The following is a 19,324-nucleotide window of genomic DNA, read 5'->3' as shown; positions in this document are numbered from 1 at the left end:
TCCTCCTCATCGCGCTGGCGCGCTCTGCATCGTCGCCGGCCGGGCCTACTCTGGTTTCCGTGGCCTTCGCAACGGAACACCCCATCGTCGCGCATTCGGAGTACCGACCCGCCGCTGACGCCGTCGAGGGCATCGTCCGCGCCGGCGGCCGGTTCGACGTCGTCAGCGAGTACCAGCCGGCCGGCGACCAGCCGACCGCCATTGCCGAACTGGAACGCCGCATCACCTCGGGGGAGAAGGACGTGGTGCTGCTCGGCGCCACCGGCACCGGCAAGTCGGCCACCGCGGCCTGGCTGATCGAGCGGCTGCAGCGGCCCACCCTGGTGATGGCGCCGAACAAGACGCTGGCCGCGCAGCTGGCAAACGAGCTACGAGAGATGCTGCCGCACAACGCAGTCGAGTATTTCGTCTCGTACTACGACTACTACCAGCCGGAAGCCTATATCGCGCAGACCGACACCTACATCGAGAAGGACAGCTCGATCAACGACGACGTCGAGCGGCTGCGTCATTCGGCGACCTCCAGCCTGCTGTCCCGGCGCGACGTGGTGGTGGTCGCGTCGGTGTCCTGCATCTACGGCCTGGGCACCCCGCAGTCCTACCTGGACCGCTCCGTCGAGCTGCAGGTCGGCGTGGAGGTGCCGCGCGACGCCCTGCTGCGGCTGCTGGTCGACGTGCAGTACACCCGCAACGACATGGCGTTCACCCGCGGCTCGTTCCGGGTGCGCGGCGACACCGTCGAGATCATCCCGTCCTACGAGGAGCTGGCGGTCCGGATCGAGTACTTCGGCGACGAGATCGAGGCGCTGTACTACCTGCATCCGCTCACCGGGGACGTGGTCCGCAAGGTCGATTCGCTCCGCATCTTCCCGGCCACCCACTACGTCGCCGGTCCGGAACGGATGACGCAGGCCATCTCCACCATCGAGGAGGAGCTGGCCGCCCGCCTCGAAGAGCTGGAGAACCACGGCAAGCTGCTGGAGGCCCAGCGGCTGCGGATGCGCACCAACTACGACATCGAGATGATGCGTCAGGTCGGCTTCTGCTCGGGCATCGAGAACTATTCGCGCCACATCGACGGTCGCGGCGCCGGCACGCCCCCGGCCACCCTGCTGGATTACTTCCCCGAGGACTTCCTGCTCATCATCGACGAGTCGCACGTCACCGTGCCGCAGATCGGGGGCATGTACGAGGGCGACATGTCGCGCAAACGCAACCTGGTGGAGTTCGGGTTCCGGTTGCCCTCGGCCTGCGACAACCGGCCGCTGACCTGGGAGGAGTTCGCCGACCGGATCGGCCAGACGGTCTACATGTCGGCCACTCCGGGCCCCTATGAGCTCAGCCAGGCCAGCGGCGAGTTCGTCGAGCAGGTGATCCGCCCGACCGGCCTGGTGGACCCCAAGGTGGTGGTGAAGCCGACCAAGGGGCAGATCGACGACCTGATCGCCGAGATCCGGCAGCGCACCGCGGCCGACGAGCGGGTGCTGGTGACCACGCTGACCAAGAAAATGGCCGAAGACCTCACCGACTACCTGCTGGAGATGGGGATTCGGGTGCGCTACCTGCACTCCGAGGTCGACACGCTGCGCCGGGTGGAGCTGCTGCGGCAGCTGCGGCTCGGCGACTACGACGTGCTGATCGGCATCAACCTGCTGCGGGAGGGCCTGGACCTGCCCGAGGTGTCGCTGGTGGCGATCCTGGACGCCGACAAGGAGGGCTTCCTGCGCTCCACCCGCAGCCTGATCCAGACCATCGGCCGGGCCGCCCGCAACGTCTCCGGCGAAGTGCACATGTACGCCGACAAGATCACCGACTCGATGCGGGAGGCCATCGACGAAACCGAACGCCGCCGGGCCAAGCAGGTCGCCTACAACGAGGCGAACGGCATCGACCCGCAGCCGCTGCGCAAGAAGATCGCCGACATCCTCGACCAGGTGTACCGGGAGGTGGAGGACACCGAAACCATCGAGGTCGCCGGGTCGGGCCGCAACGCCTCACGCGGGCGGCGCGCCCAGGGGGCACCGGGCCGGGCAGGCCAATCCGTGAGCGCCGGGGTCTTCGAGGGCCGCGACACCAGCAACATGCCGCGAGCCGAGCTCGCCGATCTGGTCAAGGACCTCACCGAGCAGATGATGAACGCGGCGCGTGATCTGCAATTCGAGCTGGCGGCCCGGATTCGCGACGAGATCGCCGACCTCAAGAAGGAACTGCGGGGTATGGACGCGGCCGGAATCAAGTGACGCGCCAGGCAGCCGATCCATTTTCGCGTGTGATGGTGATCCGTGATTGACTGCAAGCGGTGGTGGAACTGACTGAAGCGGTGGTGCATGAGCCCGCTGTTAGCACTGGCAGCTGGCGTGAGCTGCTCGGTAAGCGCTATCTGGGCACCGCGGCCGTGCTGGCCGGCGGTGTGGCGCTGTACGCCACCAATGAGTTCCTGACGATCAGCCTGCTGCCCAACACGATCAAGGACATCGGCGGTGAGCGGTTTTACGCCTGGGTGACCACCCTGTACCTGGTCGGATCCGTGATCGCCGCAGCCGCGGCCAACGCGGTGCTGGTCCGGGTGGGGTCCCGCGCGGCCTACCTGATGGGTCTGCTGTCGTTCGGCCTGGGCACGGTGCTCTGTGCGCTGGCGCCCGAGATGGAAGTTCTGCTGGTAGGTCGCACCCTGCAGGGCATAGGCGGCGGCCTGTTGGCCGGGCTGGGGTGGGCGCTGATCAACGCGGTCCTACCCAGCTGGTTGTGGACCCGGGCGTCGGGACTGGTCTCGGCCATGTGGGGGATCGGCACCCTGGTTGGCCCGGCGGCCGGCGGCCTGTTTGCGCAGTTCGGTATCTGGCGGTGGGCGTTCGGTGTCATGGCGATGCTGACCGTGGCGATGGGCGTGGCAGTGAGCGTGGTGCTGCCGGCCGGGACCAGCGGGCACCGCGGCGAGCCGATGAAGATCCCGGTGCGGTCGCTGCTGCTGCTGGGCGGCGCCGCGCTGGCGGTCAGTGTCGCGCAGTTGCCGCGCAGTCTCATCGGTGCGGCAGGTCTGCTGGTCGCGGGCGGGGTCCTGCTGGGGCTGTTCCTGGTCGTGGACCGGCGCTCGTCGTCGGCGGTGCTGCCGTCCAGCGCGTTCCACCCGGGTCGGGAGAAGTGGATCTACCTGACGCTGGGCCTGCTGATGGCCACCACGAAGGCCAACCTGTACATCCCGCTGCTCGGGCAGCGGCTGGCTCACCTGCCGCCGGTGATGGCCGGCTTCCTGGGCGCCGCGCTGTCGACCGGCTGGACGTTTAGCGAGATCGCCAGCGCGTCGGTGAGCAAGGTGCGAGTGGTCATCGGCCTGGTGATCAGCGCGCCGCTGGTGATGTCGGCGGGTCTGGCGGTGGTCGCGTTCGCCCGGATGAGCCACTACAACCCGACCGCGGTCGCCGCGATCTGGGCGCTGGCCCTGCTGGTCGTGGGTATCGGCGTCGGCGCCGGCTGGCCGCACCTGTCGGCGTGGGCGATGAGCTGCGTCGACGATCCCGCCGAGGGCGGTACCGCCGCCGCTGCGGTCAACACCGTCACGTTGATCGGCGGGGCGTTCGGCGCCGGCATCGCCGGCCTGGTGGTCAACACCGCGATGAGCGCCGGCCAGCCCGCGGCCCGCTGGCTGTTCGCGATCTTCGCCGTGCTCGCCGCCCTGGGATTCGTGGTCGCCTATCGGGCCAGCCGGGGTGCCGGTGAACTCGTCGGCGGCACCGCCTGACGCGGTGCCACACCTGGCAAGAGTTCGGCGATGAGCGCGTTGACGTAGTTGGCGATGTCGTCGCGGATGGCGCGGACAGTGTCGAGGGGCTGACCGGCCGGATCATCGAGTTTCCAGTCGCGGTAGGTCACGCCCGGGAAGTAGGGACAGGTGTCACCGCAGCCCATGGTGATGACGACGTCGCTGGACTCGACGGCGTCGGCGGTGAGGACCTTGGGTGTGCTGGTGGTGAGGTCGATTCCGATTTCGGCCATGGCAGCAACGGCGCCGGGGTTGAGCTGGTCGGTGGGTTCGGTACCGGCGGAACGAACCTCGATGCGGTCTCCGGCGAGATGGCGCAGCAGTGCCGCGGCCATTTGTGACCGACCGGCGTTGTGCACGCAGACGAACAACACGCTGGGTCTGGTGGCTGGGGTGAAACGGGACCGCAGGGCCAGCGACGCGTAGACCAGACCGACCAGGACGGGCACCTCGATCAGGGGCCCGACCACCCCGGCGAGTGCCTGTCCACTGGCGGCGCCCCACGTAGCGATCGCCACCGCGATGGCGAGTTCGAAATTGTTGCCCGCGGCGGTGAACGCCAAGGTGGTGGTGCGCGCATAGCCCAGGCCGAGAGCGGCCCCGACGAGGTAGCCGCCACCCCACATGACCGCGAAATAGGCCAGCAGCGGGATCGCGATACGGATCACGTCGAGGGGGTGGCGGGTGATCTGATCGCCTTGTAACGCGAAAAGGATGACGATCGTGCCGAGCAGGCCGTACAGCGCCCAGGGTCCGATCCGCGGCAACAGCCGGCTTTCATACCATTCGCGGCCCTTGGTGCGTTCGGCCCAGCGGCGAGTCAAGAAGCCGGCGGCCAGCGGTATGCCGAGGAAGATGGCCACGGACTTGGCGATCTGCCACGGAGAGACCGCGATGCTTGTCTGGGGCAGTCCCACCCAGCCGGGCAGCACGGAGAGGTAGAACCAGCCCAGCACGGCGAACATCACGACTTGGAAGATCGAGTTGAGCGCGACGAGGACGGCGGCGGCTTCGCGGTCCCCGCGGGCCAGGTCGTTCCAGATGATGACCATCGCGATACAGCGGGCCAACCCGACCACGATGAGCCCGGTGCGGTATTCGGGCAGATCGGCCAGCAGCAGCCATGCCAGGGCGAACATCACCGCTGGACCGACAACCCAGTTGAGCAGTAGCGAGCTGACCAGCAGTCGCCGGTCGGAGGTGACGGTGTCGAGCCGGTCGTAGCGGACGTTGGCCAGCACGGGATACATCATGATCAGCAGCCCGACCGCGATCGGCAGTGAGATCCTGTCGATCTGCACCGCGCTGAGGTCGTCACCCAGGCCCGGGATCATCCGTCCCAAGATCAGGCCGGCGGCCATGGCCAGTCCGATCCAGAACGGCAGCAATCGGTTCAGGGTGGACAGCCGAGTGGTCGCGGCCGAGTGCATTGCCGTGGCGTCGTCGACCATCAGCAGCACGAGGCCGGGGCTGCGGCAGAGTCGGTATCGGCGATCTTGGTGTAGACCTCCCAGCGTTCTCGGTCCGGGCCGCTGACCCAGACCTTGTCCTGAGTGGCGTAACAGCAGGTGGTGCCCATCTCCTCCTCGGTCAGCAGGCCCGCTTCGCTCAGGCGGGTGATCTCCTCGTGGACGATCTCGCTCGAGGCCACCTCGACGCCGAGGTGGTTCAGCGTCCCGCCGTGACCCGGGTTTTCCAGCAGCACCAGCTTCAGCGGCGGGTCGGCGATCGCGAAATTGGCGTAGCCGGGCTTGACCTTGGCCGGCTCGGCACCGAACAGCCGGGAGTAGAACGCGATTGCCGCATAGAGGTCATCGACGTTGAGTGCGAGTTGTACGCGGGACACGGCAACCACCTCCGGTTATAAGACATATGTCGAACTAGCGATGCCGGGGTCAGCATGCCAACCTTTTCGATATATGTCAACGAGATGTGTCATGATGGATGCATGCCCAAAGCGTTGCCGGTGATCGACATGACCGCGCCGGTGTGTTGCGCCCCGGTCGCCGCAGGGCCCATGACTGACACCGATGCATTGCAGATCGCTTTGCGGCTCAAGGCGTTAGCGGATCCGGTTCGGGTCAAGATCGTGTCGTATCTGTTCAGCTCGACCGCCGGAGAGGAGAAGTCCGGCGACCTGGCCACGGTCCTGGGCTTGAGTGAATCCACGGTCAGCCACCACCTGACGCAGCTGCGTAAGGCCGGTTTTGTGGTGTCGGACCGGCGGGGGATGAACATGTTCCACCGGGTGCGGCCGGATGCCTTGCAGGCTTTGTGCGCGGCCCTGGACCCCAACTGCTGTATCTAGTGGTTACCGGCTGGCTTTGATCACCTGGGCGAAGGTGAACTGCCAGCGTTCCACGGCGTAGAAGCGCAGCGCGTGCAGCACCTGACCGTCGGGTGTGCGGGCGAACCGGGTGCCCACCGGCAGCGCCGCTGCCGCCTGATGGGCCGGCAGGCTGCGGTCGTGATCGGTGATCGCCCAGATCGTCGGGCAGCGGTCGAACTGGTCCTTCAGTGCCGACACCGACAGGTGTCCGTCCCACAGTCGCCCCAAAGTTTGGCGGTGCGGGCCGAGGCCGGGGTCGGTCAGCTTCGCGAACGCCTCGGGGCGCGCCGCGGTCAGCGCCCGGATCGGGCCGGGTAGCCACCTGGTGGTGTTGTCGATCAGCAGGCAGTCCCCGGGCTGGGCGTGCGCGACGATCACGTCGGCCACCGCGCTGTAGTCCCAGCCCTTCTCCTTGGTGTAGCGATCGCGTTGATTGGCAACGTAATTGGGCACCGCCGCGATCGCCAGCAGGGCAACGACGCCGATGACGGCGCGGCGCGAACCGGCGATTGTGGTGACCGCGATCGCCAGTGCGATCGCCATCGCCGGAGCGGTGCTGATCAAATACCGCGGGTAGTAAACGGGTTTCACCAGCACCGAATAGGCCAGCGTGGCCACGGTGGGAATGAGCATCCAGGCCACGCACAGCACCACCAGCCGTCGTGCGTCGTCGTCAGGGGCCCGGCGGGTGCCGGTCCGAACGGACACGACGGCGGCGGCGAGCACCAGCCAGGCCAGGATTGCGAACGGCACACTGTTGTCGAAGTACTGCTGCTCGACGATCTCGATGACGGTGTGCGGGTTCAGCGACTGAATCCAGGCGACCTGCCGGATCTGTCCCTGGCTGAACCAGAGGAATGGGGCCAGCCCGGCCAACGCGATACCGGCCGCCGTGGCCCATCTCCGCTTCGCGGAGCCCTCGCCCCCCACCGCACGCAGCGCCACCGCGTGTACCGCCACCATCAGCACGGTGAAGGTGTTCAGCAGCGTCGCCGCCACAAGCGCCAAGCCGTAGCCCGTCCACAGTCGCACGGTGTTGCGCCGCGCCGCGGTCACCCACAGCACGGTGAGCCAGACCGCGGCCATCGCCGAGAACGCATAGGGGCGCGCCTCGACGCCGGCCCATGTCATCCTCGGCAATATCGCGTAAAGCGCACCGGCGCAGACCGATACCTGTCGGCCGGTGAACCCGCGTGCCAGCACCACCACACCGGCGGCCCCTAGCCCGACTGCCAGACTGCTCGGCACCCGCGACCAGAATTCGGTCGCGGGGAAGACGGCAAACCAGCCGTGCATGAACAGGTAATACAGCCCGTGCACCGCGTCGATGTGGGTGAGCAATCGCCACAGTTCCGGAAGTGAGCGGTGCGTCGACGCCGAAATGGTGGCTGCCTCGTCGAACCACAGAGACGGCCGGCTCGCACCGATCACGCTGATCAACGTTGCCGCTACGGCGATTACGGCCGCGTCCGGTGAGCGCGGCGGGCGGGGTGGCGGGCCCGCATCCGTACGCACCGGGGCCGGGCTCAATACCTGGCTCAACGGCGTGTGCTGTCGGTAGCGGTGACGGTGATAACACTCCACGCTACCGGTCGACACGACATGTCAGCTACGTCACGAGGCCCGTCAAACCGGCCTTTCTGGCCGGTCAGACGGCTGCGCGCGCCGCGGCGCAAACGACATGTGACGTCAATCGCCCCCATCGAGGCCGTCGACGCGTTAATGTCGCCATGGCTCAATTTGCGAACAGGCGACCAATGCACCGGGAGGGTTACGAATGAGCGGCTACAAGACCGTGGTGGTCGGTACGGACGGCTCGGACTCGTCGCTGCGCGCCGTCGACCGTGCGGCTCACCTGGCATCGGCTGAGGGCTCCAAGGTCGTCATCGCCACTGCCTACCTGCCGCACGCCGACGACCCCCGCGCCGCCGACGCTCTCAAGGACGAGGGCTACAAGGCCTCGGGCAACGCCCCGATCTACGCCATCCTCAAGGAGGCCAAGGAGCGGGCTATCGCTGCCGGCGCCTACGAGGTGGAGGAGCGGGCCATCGTCGGTGCCCCGGTCGACGCGCTGGTGGAGCTGGCCGAGTCGGTCAAGGCCGACCTGCTGGTGGTCGGCAATGTCGGCCTGAGCACCATCGCCGGGCGGCTGCTCGGTTCGGTGCCGGCCAACGTGTCGCGGCGCTCCAAGATCGACGTGCTGATCGTTCACACCACCGGGTAATCCCCGGATATCACCAGCCCCGTTCGCGCCATTCGGCCAGGTGCGGGCGCTCAACCCCCAGGACGGTGTCATCTCCGTGCCCGGGGTAGACGACGGTGTCGTCGCCGAACCGGTCGAACACCTTGCGGCTCACATCACCCAGCAGGCGCTCGAAATCCCCGGGCTGCCAAGTCTTCCCGACTCCGCCCGGAAAGAGGCAGTCGCCAGTAAACAGTTGGGTCACACCGCCGGTGGCCGGGCCGTCCAGCGCCAGCGCCACCGACCCCTCGGTGTGGCCCTGCAGATGGATCACGTCGAAGCTCAGATCGCCCACCGTCACGGTGTCGCCGTCGGCCAGGATGCGGTCCGGTTTCACCGGCAGAGGTTCGGCGTCCAGGGCGTGCGCGGCCGTCGGAGCCCCGGTGGCCTCGGCCAGCGCGGTCAGCGCCTGCCAGTGGTCGAAGTGCTGGTGGCTGGTGACGATCAGCGCCACGTCCGGGGCGTACTCGCGCACCAGCGCCACCAGGGTCTCGGCGTCGTTGGCCGCGTCGATCAGCAGCGTCTGGCCGGTGTTGGTGCAGGTCACCAGGTAGGCGTTGTTGTCCATCGGGCCCACCGAGGCCTTGATGATCGTGGCCCCGGGCAGGGTGCGCCTCGCCGCGGTACCGGGTTCGACGTGTCCGGTGTAGTTGTCGTCAACCGCGATCTTGGAGGTCATGTCCGCCACGGTACTGGCCCTGAGCTGGTTGTCGGTAGCGCCACCTAGCATGGACCCGTGGCTGACCGGCTGATCGTCAAGGGTGCGCGTGAACACAACCTGCGCAGTGTGGACCTGGATCTGCCGCGCGACGCGCTGATCGTGTTCACCGGGTTGTCCGGTTCGGGTAAATCCTCGCTGGCCTTCGACACCATCTTCGCCGAGGGCCAGCGCCGCTACGTCGAATCCCTGTCGGCCTACGCCCGCCAGTTCCTGGGCCAGATGGACAAGCCCGATGTCGACTTCATCGAGGGCCTGTCGCCGGCGGTGTCCATCGACCAGAAGTCCACCAACCGCAACCCGCGCTCGACGGTCGGCACCATCACCGAGGTCTATGACTACCTGCGGCTGCTCTACGCGCGGGCCGGGACCCCGCACTGCCCGGTCTGTGGCGAGCGGATCGCCCGCCAGACCCCGCAGCAGATCGTCGACCAGGTGCTGGCCATGGACGAGGGTCTGCGGTTCCAGGTGCTGGCGCCGGTGGTGCGCACCCGCAAGGGGGAGTTCGCCGACCTCTTCGAGAAGCTGAACTCCCAGGGCTACAGCCGGGTGCGGGTGGACGGCGTGGTGCATTCGCTGACCGATCCACCCAAGCTCAAGAAGCAGGAGAAGCACGACATCGAGGTGGTCGTGGACCGCCTCACCGTCAAGGAGTCGGCCAAGCAGCGCCTCACCGACTCGGTGGAGACCGCGCTGGGCCTCGCCGACGGCATCGTGGTGCTGGAGTTCGTCGACCGGGAGGATGACCACCCGCATCGTGAGCAGCGGTTCTCCGAGAAGTTGGCCTGCCCCAACGGGCACGCGCTGTCGGTCGACGACCTGGAGCCGCGGTCGTTCTCGTTCAACTCGCCCTACGGGGCCTGCCCGGAGTGCGCGGGCCTGGGCATCCGCAAGGAGGTCGACGCCGACCTGGTGGTGCCCGACCCGGACCGCACCCTGGCCGAGGGCGCGGTGGTGCCCTGGTCGATGGGCCCCACCAGTGAGTACTTCACCCGGATGATGGCCAGCCTCGGTGAGGCGATGGGCTTCGACGTCGACACCCCGTGGCGCAAACTGCCGGCCAAGGCCCGCAAGGCGATCCTGGAGGGCTCCGACGAGCAGGTGCACGTGCGCTACCGCAACCGCTACGGCCGCACCCGCTCCTACTACACCGATTTCGAAGGTGTGATGGCGTTCCTGCAGCGCAAGATGGAGCAGACCGAATCCGAGCAGATGAAGGAACGCTACGCCGGGTTCATGCGAGACGTGCCCTGTCCGGAATGCGCCGGCACCCGGCTCAAGCCGGAGATCCTGGCGGTGACGCTCGCCGCGGGCGACTACGGCAGCAAATCCATTGCGCAGGTGAGTGAGCTGTCGATCGCGGACTGCTCGGACTTCCTCAACGCGCTGACCCTGGGCCCCCGTGAGCAGGCCATCGCCGGGCAGGTGCTCAAGGAGATCCAGTCCCGGCTGAGCTTCCTGCTCGACGTCGGGTTGGAGTACCTGACGCTGTCCCGCGCCGCCGGAACCCTGTCCGGCGGTGAGGCGCAACGCATTCGGCTGGCCACTCAGATCGGTTCGGGCCTGGTCGGAGTGCTCTACGTGCTCGACGAGCCGTCGATCGGGCTGCACCAGCGCGACAACCGGCGGCTGATCGAAACGCTGGTGCGGCTGCGCGATCTGGGCAACACCCTGATCGTCGTCGAGCATGACCTGGACACCATCGCGCACGCCGACTGGATCGTCGACATCGGCCCGGCGGCCGGTGAGCACGGCGGCAAGATCGTGCACAGCGGCCCCTACAGCGAGCTGCTGGCCAACGCCGACTCGATCACCGGCGCCTACCTGTCCGGTGCGAAAAGCATTGCGGTGCCCGAGATCCGCCGGCCGGTGGACGCCAAGCGCCAACTCGGGGTGGTCGGGGCGCGCGAGCACAACCTGTCCGGTGTCGACGTGGCGTTTCCGCTCGGCGTGCTCACCGCGGTCACCGGGGTCTCCGGCTCGGGCAAGTCGACCCTGGTCAACGACATCCTGGCGACGGTGCTGGCCAACAAACTCAACGGCGCCCGGCTGGTGCCCGGCCGGCACACCCGGATCACCGGACTCGATCACCTGGACAAGCTGGTGCGGGTGGACCAGTCACCGATCGGGCGCACGCCGCGCTCCAACCCGGCCACCTACACCGGGGTGTTCGACAAGATCCGCACCCTGTTCGCCGCCACCACCGAGGCCAAGGTCCGCGGTTATCAGCCCGGCCGGTTCTCGTTCAACGTCAAGGGCGGCCGCTGCGAGGCGTGCACCGGTGACGGCACCATCAAGATCGAGATGAACTTCCTGCCCGACGTCTACGTGCCCTGCGAGGTCTGCCACGGCGCCCGCTACAACCGGGAGACCCTGGAGGTGCACTACAAGGGCAAGACCATCGCCGAGGTGTTGGACATGTCCATCGAGGAGGCGGCGGAGTTCTTCGCGCCGATCACCGGTATCCACCGCTACCTGCGCACCCTGGTCGACGTCGGGCTCGGATATGTGCGGTTGGGCCAGCCGGCGCCGACGCTGTCCGGGGGAGAGGCACAGCGGGTGAAGCTGGCCTCCGAACTGCAGAAGCGGTCCACCGGACGGACGGTCTACATCCTCGACGAGCCCACCACCGGCCTGCATTTCGAGGACATCGCCAAGCTGCTGGGCGTCATCAACGGCCTGGTCGACAAGGGCAACACCGTGATCGTCATCGAGCACAACCTGGACGTGATCAAGACCGCGGACTGGATCATCGACATGGGGCCCGAAGGCGGCGCGGGCGGTGGGACGGTGGTGGCCACCGGCACACCCGAGGACGTGGTGGCGGTGCCGGAGAGCTACACCGGCAAGTTCCTCGCCGAAATACTGGGCGCGCCGGCCAAACCCGTCAAAGCCGCCAAGCGCCGCCGCAAGGCCAGCGCTTAACCGTCATCGGGCAGCAACCGGAATGCCGGAACGTTGTTCAGGGGCGTGATGGCACGGAAGTCGCGACGGTCGAGCGTGAGCACCGCGTCCGTTTCATACTGTTCGGCCATCACGACGGAGATCGCATCGGTGAGGTCGAGTCGCAGTGCCGCGTAACGGTTTTGCACGGTACGAGCGGTCCGCAATGTGGAGGCCGTAACGGTGGCGATGGCGACGCGGCCGGTACGCTCCTGCGCGAGTAGCCAATCGTTGATTGCCAGGGCCGCCTGCCTGCCGACATTTCGGGTGGTGACGTGTTCGATCTCCAGCAGGACGAGCGGGGAGACGACGGTGAGTGCCGCGTCGACCAGCGCCTTCCGCGCGGCCAGATGCTCCGGGTCGGCGGAGTTGAACGCGGCCACCAATCCGGATGTGTCAGCGACGACGATCATCCCGCGCTGTCTGCGGAAGCTTCCGCGACCACCTGATGGATCTCGTCAGCTGTCACCGGATGCCCGAAGCTCAGCACGGGAATGTCCCAGTCTTCAGACCAGCGACGGGCCCTTAGGGCGGCGAGGTGGAAGGCTTCGCGAAAGTACTCGGACTCGGGTCGCCCGTTCCTCGCGGCAGCCTCTTTGATCACCGCCAAGTCGTCCTCGTCGACCATCACCGTCGTCTTTTTCAGTGCCATATGGTTATGGTACCAGTACCATATATCACCGCGCCGCCTTCACCAGCGGCGACGGGAATCGCGGCGGCACCCGCACCCCGTCCAGCCACGCGGTGAGCTCCTGCGCCCGCTTCTCCAGCGCAGAGCGGGCCGCGCTGCCCGGGTCCTCGAGCAGCTGCAGTTGCACCTCGGCGGCCGCATTCTGATACCAGCCGCCGACGATCCGCCCGTTCCACCACACCGTGGGGCCGGCGTTGCCGTTGTTGTCGAAGAGCTGGCCGCGGTGCTCGCCGAGGTACCAGTCGCGGTGATACCAGCCCATCGTGGTGACGTCGAGCCCCGGCAGCAGTGCACCCCACGGCTCAGGCTCGGGTTCGGGCTCCAGGTCGTCGGCCAGCGCATACCCCGGCGTGCCGTGCAGGTCGACGTCCACCGCGCCGATCTCGCTCAACGCCCTGCGGACCACGGTCTTGGTGGTACCGAACCACCACTTGATGTCGTCGGCGGTGGCCGGGCCGAACGCTCGCAGCCAGGTTCGGATCAGCTGGGTCTGCGCCGGCTCGGCGGTCATCGGGGCAGCGGGATCACCGAGCCAGCTCGCCGCGGTCGCCCACTGTGGTCGCGACGAGGTCCAGCCTCCGTCGTTGGGCCCCCGCACGATGTGGCCCTGCGCGCCCAGCACGGTCAGTGCGCGCGGCGCCAGATGGGTCTGGCCGCCGTAGGACTTACCGGGCGCCGGATCGTAGGTACCGGCCAGTTCGGGCAGGGCCGCGCGCAGCGCGATGCTGCTCGCCGGGCCATGCTCATCGAGGTGCCGTAGCACCGCGGCAGCGGCTCGAGCCAGCCATTCTTCGCCGTCATCGGCCACACCCGCTTTGGCCACATCGGCGATCAGCCGGCGTCGTTCGGTGTCGGCCACCCGGTCGCTGGCCGCGGCCTGCACGGCGGGCAGGTCGGCGGGATCGAACACCCACAGTGTGCGGCGCATCGCCAGATGCTTGACCAGCGAACGCTTTTCATAGAAGGCGTCGTCCAGGTCGGTCACGGCGAATGGGGAATGCCGCGCCCACAGCGACAGGTACGGGGTAGCGGGATCGGTGGCGTGCAGCCCGACCAGTGTTGCCGCGATCGTGGCTATCGACTCAGCGGCGGTGTCGGATGCCAGAAAATGCCGGCGCGCCAAACGGTTTCGCCGCTCGGCGACGGTAAAAGTCCGCACCGGTCAGTGCTCACCCTCGCGCATGGACTTGCGGATCTGCTCCAACCGGTCGGCGGCCGCGCGCTGGCGGTCCTCGAACTGCTTCTCGACGGTGCGGCCTTCCGGGGTCTCGGCATCCAGCTCCTGAGCGCCGATCGAGGTCTCAAAGCGGCGCTCGATCTTGTCGCGCACCGATTCGAAGGTCGGCACGCCGGAGTCGTCGTATCCAGTGTCGGGCTGCGGGTCGCTCGGATCGTCACCCATGGTCGTCACGTTACCGCCGGCGATCGAAGTAGCGGACCATCAATGCCCAGTAGCCCATGGTCAGTGCCATCGCGACCACCGTCGCGATCACCGTCGGCCCGAGCCGTCGCCGTCGGGCGTAGAGCAGCGCCGCCGCGGTCGCCGCGCCGCCGGCCAGATTCACCAGCAGTGCGGTGTCTCGCGGCCGGGCGATGATCCACCGTTCCTCGCCGAGCATCGCGCGGGTCGACCACGCCGCTTGATCGGCCGGCGCCGGGAAGATCGCCGGGTTCAGCGCGAACCACACCGACACCCACGCCGCATCCCGCCATGACCGTCGCCACACCGGGACCAGGATCAGCGGCGTCGTCGCCCAGCGGGTCCAGGCGCTCCACGGGTTGGCGTGCCGGGCGAACATCGCGCGGCGGATGCGGGTGATGGTCGGCATCGGGCGGATCACCGGCCTGTCTGGGTAAGGTGGCGAGCCGCGTCACGCGACGCGTCCGGGAACGGAACCGGTTGCACGCCCGGGGTGCTCAGCCGGGCGGCCAGCCACGGCAGCGCGTGGGTGAACACCCGCCCGGCGAACGGCCAGTCATGCTGGCCCGGTTCGGTGATCACAGCGCAGTCGATGCCGTTGGACTGGCCCAGCGTGCACAGCGACTTCGCGGCGGCGAGCTGGCCGCCGGTGTCGGACGTGGTGGCGCTGCCGTTGACCGCGAACCACCCCGAAACCCCGGAATATCGGCCGTGCTTGGCGATCACGGTCGACGGGTCGAACGCCGCCCAGGCATCGACGCTGCCGCCGAACAGCCGGTTGATGGTCTGGGAGCGGGTTCCCGCGTTGGGGCTGAGGTCGCCGGCGATGTCGACAAAGGCGCTGAACTTGTCGGGATGCATCGTGGTCAGGTCGACCGCGCAGGTGCCGCCCATGGACCAGCCGACCACTCCCCAGTGCGACGGTTCGGGGCTGACGCCGAAGTGCGAGATCACGTACGGCACCACGTCTTCGGTCAGATGGTCGGCGGCGTTGCCGCGTGGGCCGTTGACGCATTCGGTGTCGTTGTTGAAGGAGCCGCCCGAGTCGACGAACACCAGCACCGGTGCGTTGCCGTGGTGTGCGGCCGCGAAGTCGTCGACGGCCTTGATCGCGCCCCCGGAGCGCAGCCAGTCGGCGGGCGTGTTGAACTCGCCGCCGATCATCATCACGGACGGCAGCGCCGGCGGCGGACTCTGGGCGAACCACACCGGCGGCAGGTACACCAGCTCACCGCGATGCTTGAAATGCGAGGCGTCCGCGGGAATCGTCACCTGCAGCACATGGCCGCGCCCGGGCAGTGTGCCAGAGCCGGCCAGCGCGTTCACCGTGGCCATGTCGCTCTGATCCGGCAGTGGGCCGGACGTCAGCTGATCCCAGGCGCTCTGCACGGTCGGGAAGTAGCCGACCCAGGCGTTGAGCGTCAATCCCGCGCTGATCAGACACAGCGGCACCGCCAGCAGGGCTATGCCGCGGCGCCACCAGGCCGCACCTGCCCAGCCCAGGACCAGCAGCGCCGCGGCGGCGCCGGTCAGCGCGATCCACAGCCACAGGGTTAGCGGCGGCGGCTGCCCGGACAGACCGTCGTCGGCGACAAACCAATACGCGCACGCCGCCGCCGCGAGCCCCACGCCGCCGATCAGCGGAAGCCGCCCCAGCCAGCGCCGCGACCGCCAGCCCACGGCCACAACCAGCGACAACACCGCCGCCGCCTGCACCGTGACCGGGATCCAGCCATGCATCAGCGAGGTGTGTGCGCCACTCGCCAGGATCACCCCTCCATGATGGACCGGAACGCCGGTCAGCGGGGCTTGGCCAGCGGAAACGGCAGTGTGTCCCGGATGCTGTGGCCGGTGATGAGCATGACGACGCGGTCCACGCCCATGCCCAGCCCGCCGGTCGGCGGCATCGCGTACTCCATGGCCGCCAGGAAGTCCTCGTCGAGTTCCATCGCCTCGGGGTCGCCGCCGGCGGCCAGCAGCGACTGCTGGTGCAGCCGGCGGCGCTGCTCCACCGGATCGGTGAGTTCGCTGTAGGCGGTGCCCAGCTCCACACCCCACGCCACCAGGTCCCACCGCTCGGCCACGCCCGGCTTGCTGCGGTGCGGCCGGGTCAGCGGCGACACCGAAGTGGGGAAGTCGGTGTAGAACGTCGGCTTCTCGGTGCGGGCCTCGACCAGGTGCTCGTAGAGTTCGAGCACCACCGCTCCGGCATCCCACTGCCGCAGGTAGTGGACACCGGCGCGGTCGCACAATCGGCGCAGCGTGGCCAGGTCGGTGCCGGCGTCGATCTGCTCGCCGAGCGCGTCGGACACCGCGTCGTGCACGCTGCGCACCGGCCACTGCCCGGAGATGTCGACCGGCTCCAGCTTGTCGTCGGCGCCCGGGCGCAGCACCACCGGCGCACCGTTGGCCGCCACCGCGGCGTTCTGGATCAGCTCGCGTGCTCCGTCGATCCAGGCCAGGTAGTCGCCGTGGGCCTGGTAGGCCTCGAGCAGGGTGAACTCCGGGTTGTGGCTGTAGTCGACGCCCTCGTTGCGAAATGCTCGGCCCAGCTCGAACACCCGCTCCACCCCGCCCACGCACAACCGCTTGAGGTAGAGCTCCGGGGCGATCCGCAGATACAGGTCGAGGTCGTAGGCGTTGATGTGGGTGACGAACGGGCGCGCGTTCGCCCCACCGTGCAGCTGCTGCAGGATCGGGGTCTCGACCTCCAGAAATCCCTTGGCGAACAAGGTGTCCCGGATGGAACGCAGCACATTGCTGCGGGCTGCGATCAGCTCGCGCGCCTGCGTGTTGATCGCCAGGTCCACGTAGCGGGTCCGCAACCGGGCCTCGGGGTCGGTCAGCCCTTTCCACTTGTCGGGCAGCGGGCGCAGGCATTTGCCGACCAGCCGCCAGTGCTGCACCAGCAGCGACGGTGTTCCGTTGCGGCTGTGGCCCATTCGGCCGGTCGCCTGGACCAGGTCGCCGAGATCGACACCCGCGCTGAAGTCCGCGGCCCGTGCATGGCTGACCTCGGCCAAAACCGAATTGTCGAGCAGCAACTGCACCTCACCCGACCAGTCACGCAGCTGGGCGAAGAGCACGCCGCCGTAGTCGCGCATCCGCAGCACCCGGCCGGCCACCGACACGGTCTCGTCGCCACTGCTCGCCAGAGCTTGGGCAACGCTGTGGCTGGGCGGGGCCCCCACCGGGTAGGCGTCGACGCCGCTGTCCTGCAAGGACTTCAACTTGGCCATCCGGACCCGGACCTGTTCGGGCAGCCGGGGGAGCGCCTCGACGGGCTCGCCGAACTCGCCGGCAGCACTGCCGTGCACGTCGTCGGGTGCGGTCCCGTCGTTGTGCAGCCGTCCGGTGGCGGCCACCGTGGCCGGTACGGCCGAGTGGTGTCCGGTGTGCTGCTCGTTGCGCCGTGAGAAGGGCAGCACCAGAAAACCTTCGGCGATCACCGAGGCCACGCCGACGCGGGGGATCAACCGGGCGTCCTCGTAGCAGGCGTAGCGCGGCACCCACTCCGGCCGGTATTTCATGTTCGAGCGGTACAGCGTCTCCAGCTGCCACCAGCGGGAGAAGAACATCAGCAGCCGGCGCCACAGTCGCAGCACCGGACCCGCGCCCAGCTGCGCGCCCTGTTCGAAGGCAGCCCGGAACATCGCGAAGTTCAACGAGATCCGGCTGACGCCGATGGTGGCGGCCTGCAGCGCCAGTTCACTGACCATCAGTTCGATGGTGCCGTTGGGGGATTGCGGTGAGCGGCGCATCAGATCCAGCGACACTCCGCTGTGGCCCCACGGCACCAGCGACAGCATCGCCACCACTTCGCCGGTTTGCGGATCGCCGCGTACCGCCTCGACCAGCAGGCAGTCGGCGTCGGCCGGGTCGCCGAGGCGGCCCAGCGCCATGGAGAACCCGCGCTCGGATTCGGTGTCGCGCCAGGCGTCGGCGTGTTCGATGACCCGCGCCATTTCGTCGGCGCCGATCTCGCCGTGCCGGCGCATCCGCACGGTCAGGCCCGAGCGACGGGCCCGGGTTACCGCCTGGCGGACCCCGCGCATGTCCGGCCCGGACAGTTTGAACTCCGAGGGTCGCAGGATCGCCTCGTCGCCCAGTTCCAGGGCGCTCAGGCCGGCGTCGCGGAAGGCCTGCGCACCGGCGAAGCTGGCACCCATCACCCCGGGCGCCCAGCCGTAGTCCTTGCAGACCCGCAACCAGGTGTTGATGGCCTGCGGCCATGCCTTCGGGTCGCCCACCGGGTCGCCGCTGGCCAGGCAGACACCCACCTCGACCCGGTAGGTGATGGCGGCGCGCCCGTTGGGGGCGAACACCACCGACTTGTCGCGGCGGGTGGCGAAGTAGCCCAGCGAGTCGTTCTGGCCGTACTGCTCGAGCAGCCCGCGGATCGCCGACTCGTCCTGGCCGGTCAGGGCGTTGTCGGCCCGCTGGGACAGGAACAACACGATGGCCGCGATGATCAGGGCCAGCGCCCCGAGCAGCCCGCACAGGGCCTTGAGCCCGAAATCCGGTTTTCCGGGGAAGAAGTCCGGTTCGAGCAGCCCGAAGCCGACCACCCGGTTCACCACATAGGGCAGCCGCAACGGACGCGTCACCGTGCCGGGGAACAGCTCGATGAGCCCCCAGCACAGCAGGATCGCCACCGCCCAGCCGGCGACCAGTGCCGCGGCGGACTTGAGCAGCGCACCGCGCCGTACTTTGGCCCAGAACTCATCGCGGGCCAGCACCAGCACCACGATGGCGACCACGTGCAGCACCAGGCCGGCGACGCCGCTGACGACTTGGAACCGGTCGGAGGTGTCCGACACCAGCCGGCTGACGTTCCACCCGCCGGCGACCACCAGGTTGGCGATCAGCAACCACCAGGCGATGCGTTTGTGCGCATTGAGTGCGGCGGCCAGCAAGGCCAGCACGAATGCCCAGGCCAGGCTGGTGTCGGGAAAGTTGAACAGATATTTGTCGATGAACTCACGCGGCACCCGGATCACCCAGCGGATCACCGGTGACATGCTCGCCAGCAGCGACAACGTGGCGGCGATACCGACGGCCCAGGCGGCTGCCGCGGGCACCCAGTGGAACCGGGTCGTCGAGCGGCTGCGTGAGCGCGGCGCGGACGGCACAGTCAACGTCATAGCCCGCGAGAATAAGCAGAAAAGCCGCGAAAAATATGTGAGGAATCGCCGGTGGTCGCGATCGCCGGGAGGAAGCA

At 68.2% G+C, this 19,324-nt stretch carries 16 protein-coding genes; 5 read left to right on the top strand and 11 right to left on the bottom strand.

Annotated elements, in window-relative coordinates; translation table 11 throughout:
* The first annotated feature begins 59 nt into the window (after window positions 1–59).
* Both uvrB and ABW16_RS20355 read left to right on the top strand, forming a co-directional pair.
* Window positions 60–2,240 carry an excinuclease ABC subunit UvrB gene (uvrB, locus tag ABW16_RS20360; protein WP_047321002.1) on the top strand — a complete coding sequence of 727 codons (2,181 nt, stop codon included), beginning with the start codon at window positions 60–62 and terminating at the stop codon, window positions 2,238–2,240.
* Window positions 2,241–2,299: 59 nt separating this feature from the next.
* Window positions 2,300–3,739 (top strand): MFS transporter, encoded by a 1,440-nt coding sequence (locus tag ABW16_RS20355; protein ID WP_082134234.1) that lies wholly within the window; start codon window positions 2,300–2,302, stop codon window positions 3,737–3,739.
* Here ABW16_RS20355 and arsB read toward each other — a convergent pair.
* Entirely contained in the window at window positions 3,691–5,211 is a 1,521-nt protein-coding gene (arsB, locus tag ABW16_RS20350; RefSeq protein WP_200900696.1) for an ACR3 family arsenite efflux transporter, read from the bottom strand. The two genes, ABW16_RS20355 and arsB, sit on opposite strands and share 49 nt — an antisense overlap.
* Window positions 5,211–5,606 (bottom strand): ArsI/CadI family heavy metal resistance metalloenzyme, encoded by a 396-nt coding sequence (locus ABW16_RS20345; RefSeq protein ID WP_047321021.1) that lies wholly within the window; start codon window positions 5,604–5,606, stop codon window positions 5,211–5,213. Before ABW16_RS20345 ends, arsB begins: the two co-directional genes overlap by 1 nt.
* A 102-nt stretch (window positions 5,607–5,708) precedes the next feature.
* On the opposite strand from ABW16_RS20345, the gene ABW16_RS20340 reads away from it, so the two are divergent.
* A complete protein-coding gene (locus tag ABW16_RS20340) occupies window positions 5,709–6,068 on the top strand; it encodes an Rv2640c family ArsR-like transcriptional regulator (RefSeq protein WP_047321001.1) in 360 nt (119 codons plus the stop codon).
* A gap of 3 nt (window positions 6,069–6,071) precedes the next feature.
* Here ABW16_RS20340 and ABW16_RS20335 read toward each other — a convergent pair whose 3' ends face one another.
* Window positions 6,072–7,520 (bottom strand): glycosyltransferase family 39 protein, encoded by a 1,449-nt coding sequence (locus ABW16_RS20335; protein ID WP_233424824.1) that lies wholly within the window; start codon window positions 7,518–7,520, stop codon window positions 6,072–6,074.
* Window positions 7,521–7,866: 346 nt separating this feature from the next.
* On the opposite strand from ABW16_RS20335, the gene ABW16_RS20330 reads away from it, so the two are divergent.
* Window positions 7,867–8,313 carry a universal stress protein gene (locus ABW16_RS20330; RefSeq protein WP_047321000.1) on the top strand — a complete coding sequence of 149 codons (447 nt, stop codon included), beginning with the start codon at window positions 7,867–7,869 and terminating at the stop codon, window positions 8,311–8,313.
* A gap of 10 nt (window positions 8,314–8,323) precedes the next feature.
* Here the strand turns inward: ABW16_RS20330 and ABW16_RS20325 are convergent, their stop codons facing one another.
* Window positions 8,324–9,010, bottom strand: coding sequence for an MBL fold metallo-hydrolase (locus ABW16_RS20325; RefSeq protein ID WP_047320999.1), 687 nt, complete (start codon window positions 9,008–9,010; stop codon window positions 8,324–8,326).
* Between the two features lie 57 nt (window positions 9,011–9,067).
* Here ABW16_RS20325 and uvrA point away from each other — a divergent pair, with 57 nt between their 5' ends.
* Entirely contained in the window at window positions 9,068–11,974 is a 2,907-nt protein-coding gene (gene uvrA, locus ABW16_RS20320) for an excinuclease ABC subunit UvrA (RefSeq protein WP_047320998.1), read from the top strand.
* Here the strand turns inward: uvrA and ABW16_RS20315 are convergent.
* The 7 genes from ABW16_RS20315 to lysX are packed head-to-tail and all read right to left on the bottom strand — an operon-like array spanning window position 11,971 to window position 19,247.
* A complete protein-coding gene (locus tag ABW16_RS20315) occupies window positions 11,971–12,405 on the bottom strand; it encodes a type II toxin-antitoxin system VapC family toxin (protein ID WP_047320997.1) in 435 nt (144 codons plus the stop codon). The two genes, uvrA and ABW16_RS20315, sit on opposite strands and share 4 nt — an antisense overlap.
* Entirely contained in the window at window positions 12,402–12,644 is a 243-nt protein-coding gene (locus ABW16_RS20310) for a ribbon-helix-helix protein, CopG family (RefSeq protein WP_047320996.1), read from the bottom strand. The genes ABW16_RS20315 and ABW16_RS20310 overlap by 4 nt, the downstream gene beginning before the upstream one ends.
* Window positions 12,645–12,669: 25 nt before the next feature.
* The gene (locus tag ABW16_RS20305; RefSeq protein WP_047320995.1) at window positions 12,670–13,842 is read right to left on the bottom strand and encodes a winged helix DNA-binding domain-containing protein; all 1,173 of its coding nucleotides are present in this window, start codon (window positions 13,840–13,842) and stop codon (window positions 12,670–12,672) included.
* Window positions 13,843–13,845: 3 nt separating this feature from the next.
* Window positions 13,846–14,085 carry a hypothetical protein gene (locus ABW16_RS20300; RefSeq protein ID WP_047321019.1) on the bottom strand — a complete coding sequence of 80 codons (240 nt, stop codon included), beginning with the start codon at window positions 14,083–14,085 and terminating at the stop codon, window positions 13,846–13,848.
* Window positions 14,086–14,095: 10 nt separating this feature from the next.
* Entirely contained in the window at window positions 14,096–14,512 is a 417-nt protein-coding gene (locus ABW16_RS20295) for a DUF6653 family protein (RefSeq protein ID WP_233424823.1), read from the bottom strand.
* Window positions 14,513–14,520: 8 nt separating this feature from the next.
* On the bottom strand, window positions 14,521–15,843 hold the full coding sequence (locus ABW16_RS20290; protein ID WP_047321017.1) for an alpha/beta hydrolase: 1,323 nt from the start codon (window positions 15,841–15,843) through the stop codon (window positions 14,521–14,523).
* A gap of 59 nt (window positions 15,844–15,902) precedes the next feature.
* Window positions 15,903–19,247 (bottom strand): bifunctional lysylphosphatidylglycerol synthetase/lysine--tRNA ligase LysX, encoded by a 3,345-nt coding sequence (gene lysX / locus ABW16_RS20285; RefSeq protein ID WP_047320994.1) that lies wholly within the window; start codon window positions 19,245–19,247, stop codon window positions 15,903–15,905.
* Between the last annotated feature and the right edge of the window lie 77 nt (window positions 19,248–19,324).

Source organism: Mycolicibacter heraklionensis (assembly GCF_001021505.1).
In the GTDB taxonomy this organism is placed as follows: domain Bacteria; phylum Actinomycetota; class Actinomycetes; order Mycobacteriales; family Mycobacteriaceae; genus Mycobacterium; species Mycobacterium heraklionense.
Note: the sequence above shows the minus strand (reverse complement) of the source record. Positions and strands in the feature narration are given on the sequence as shown.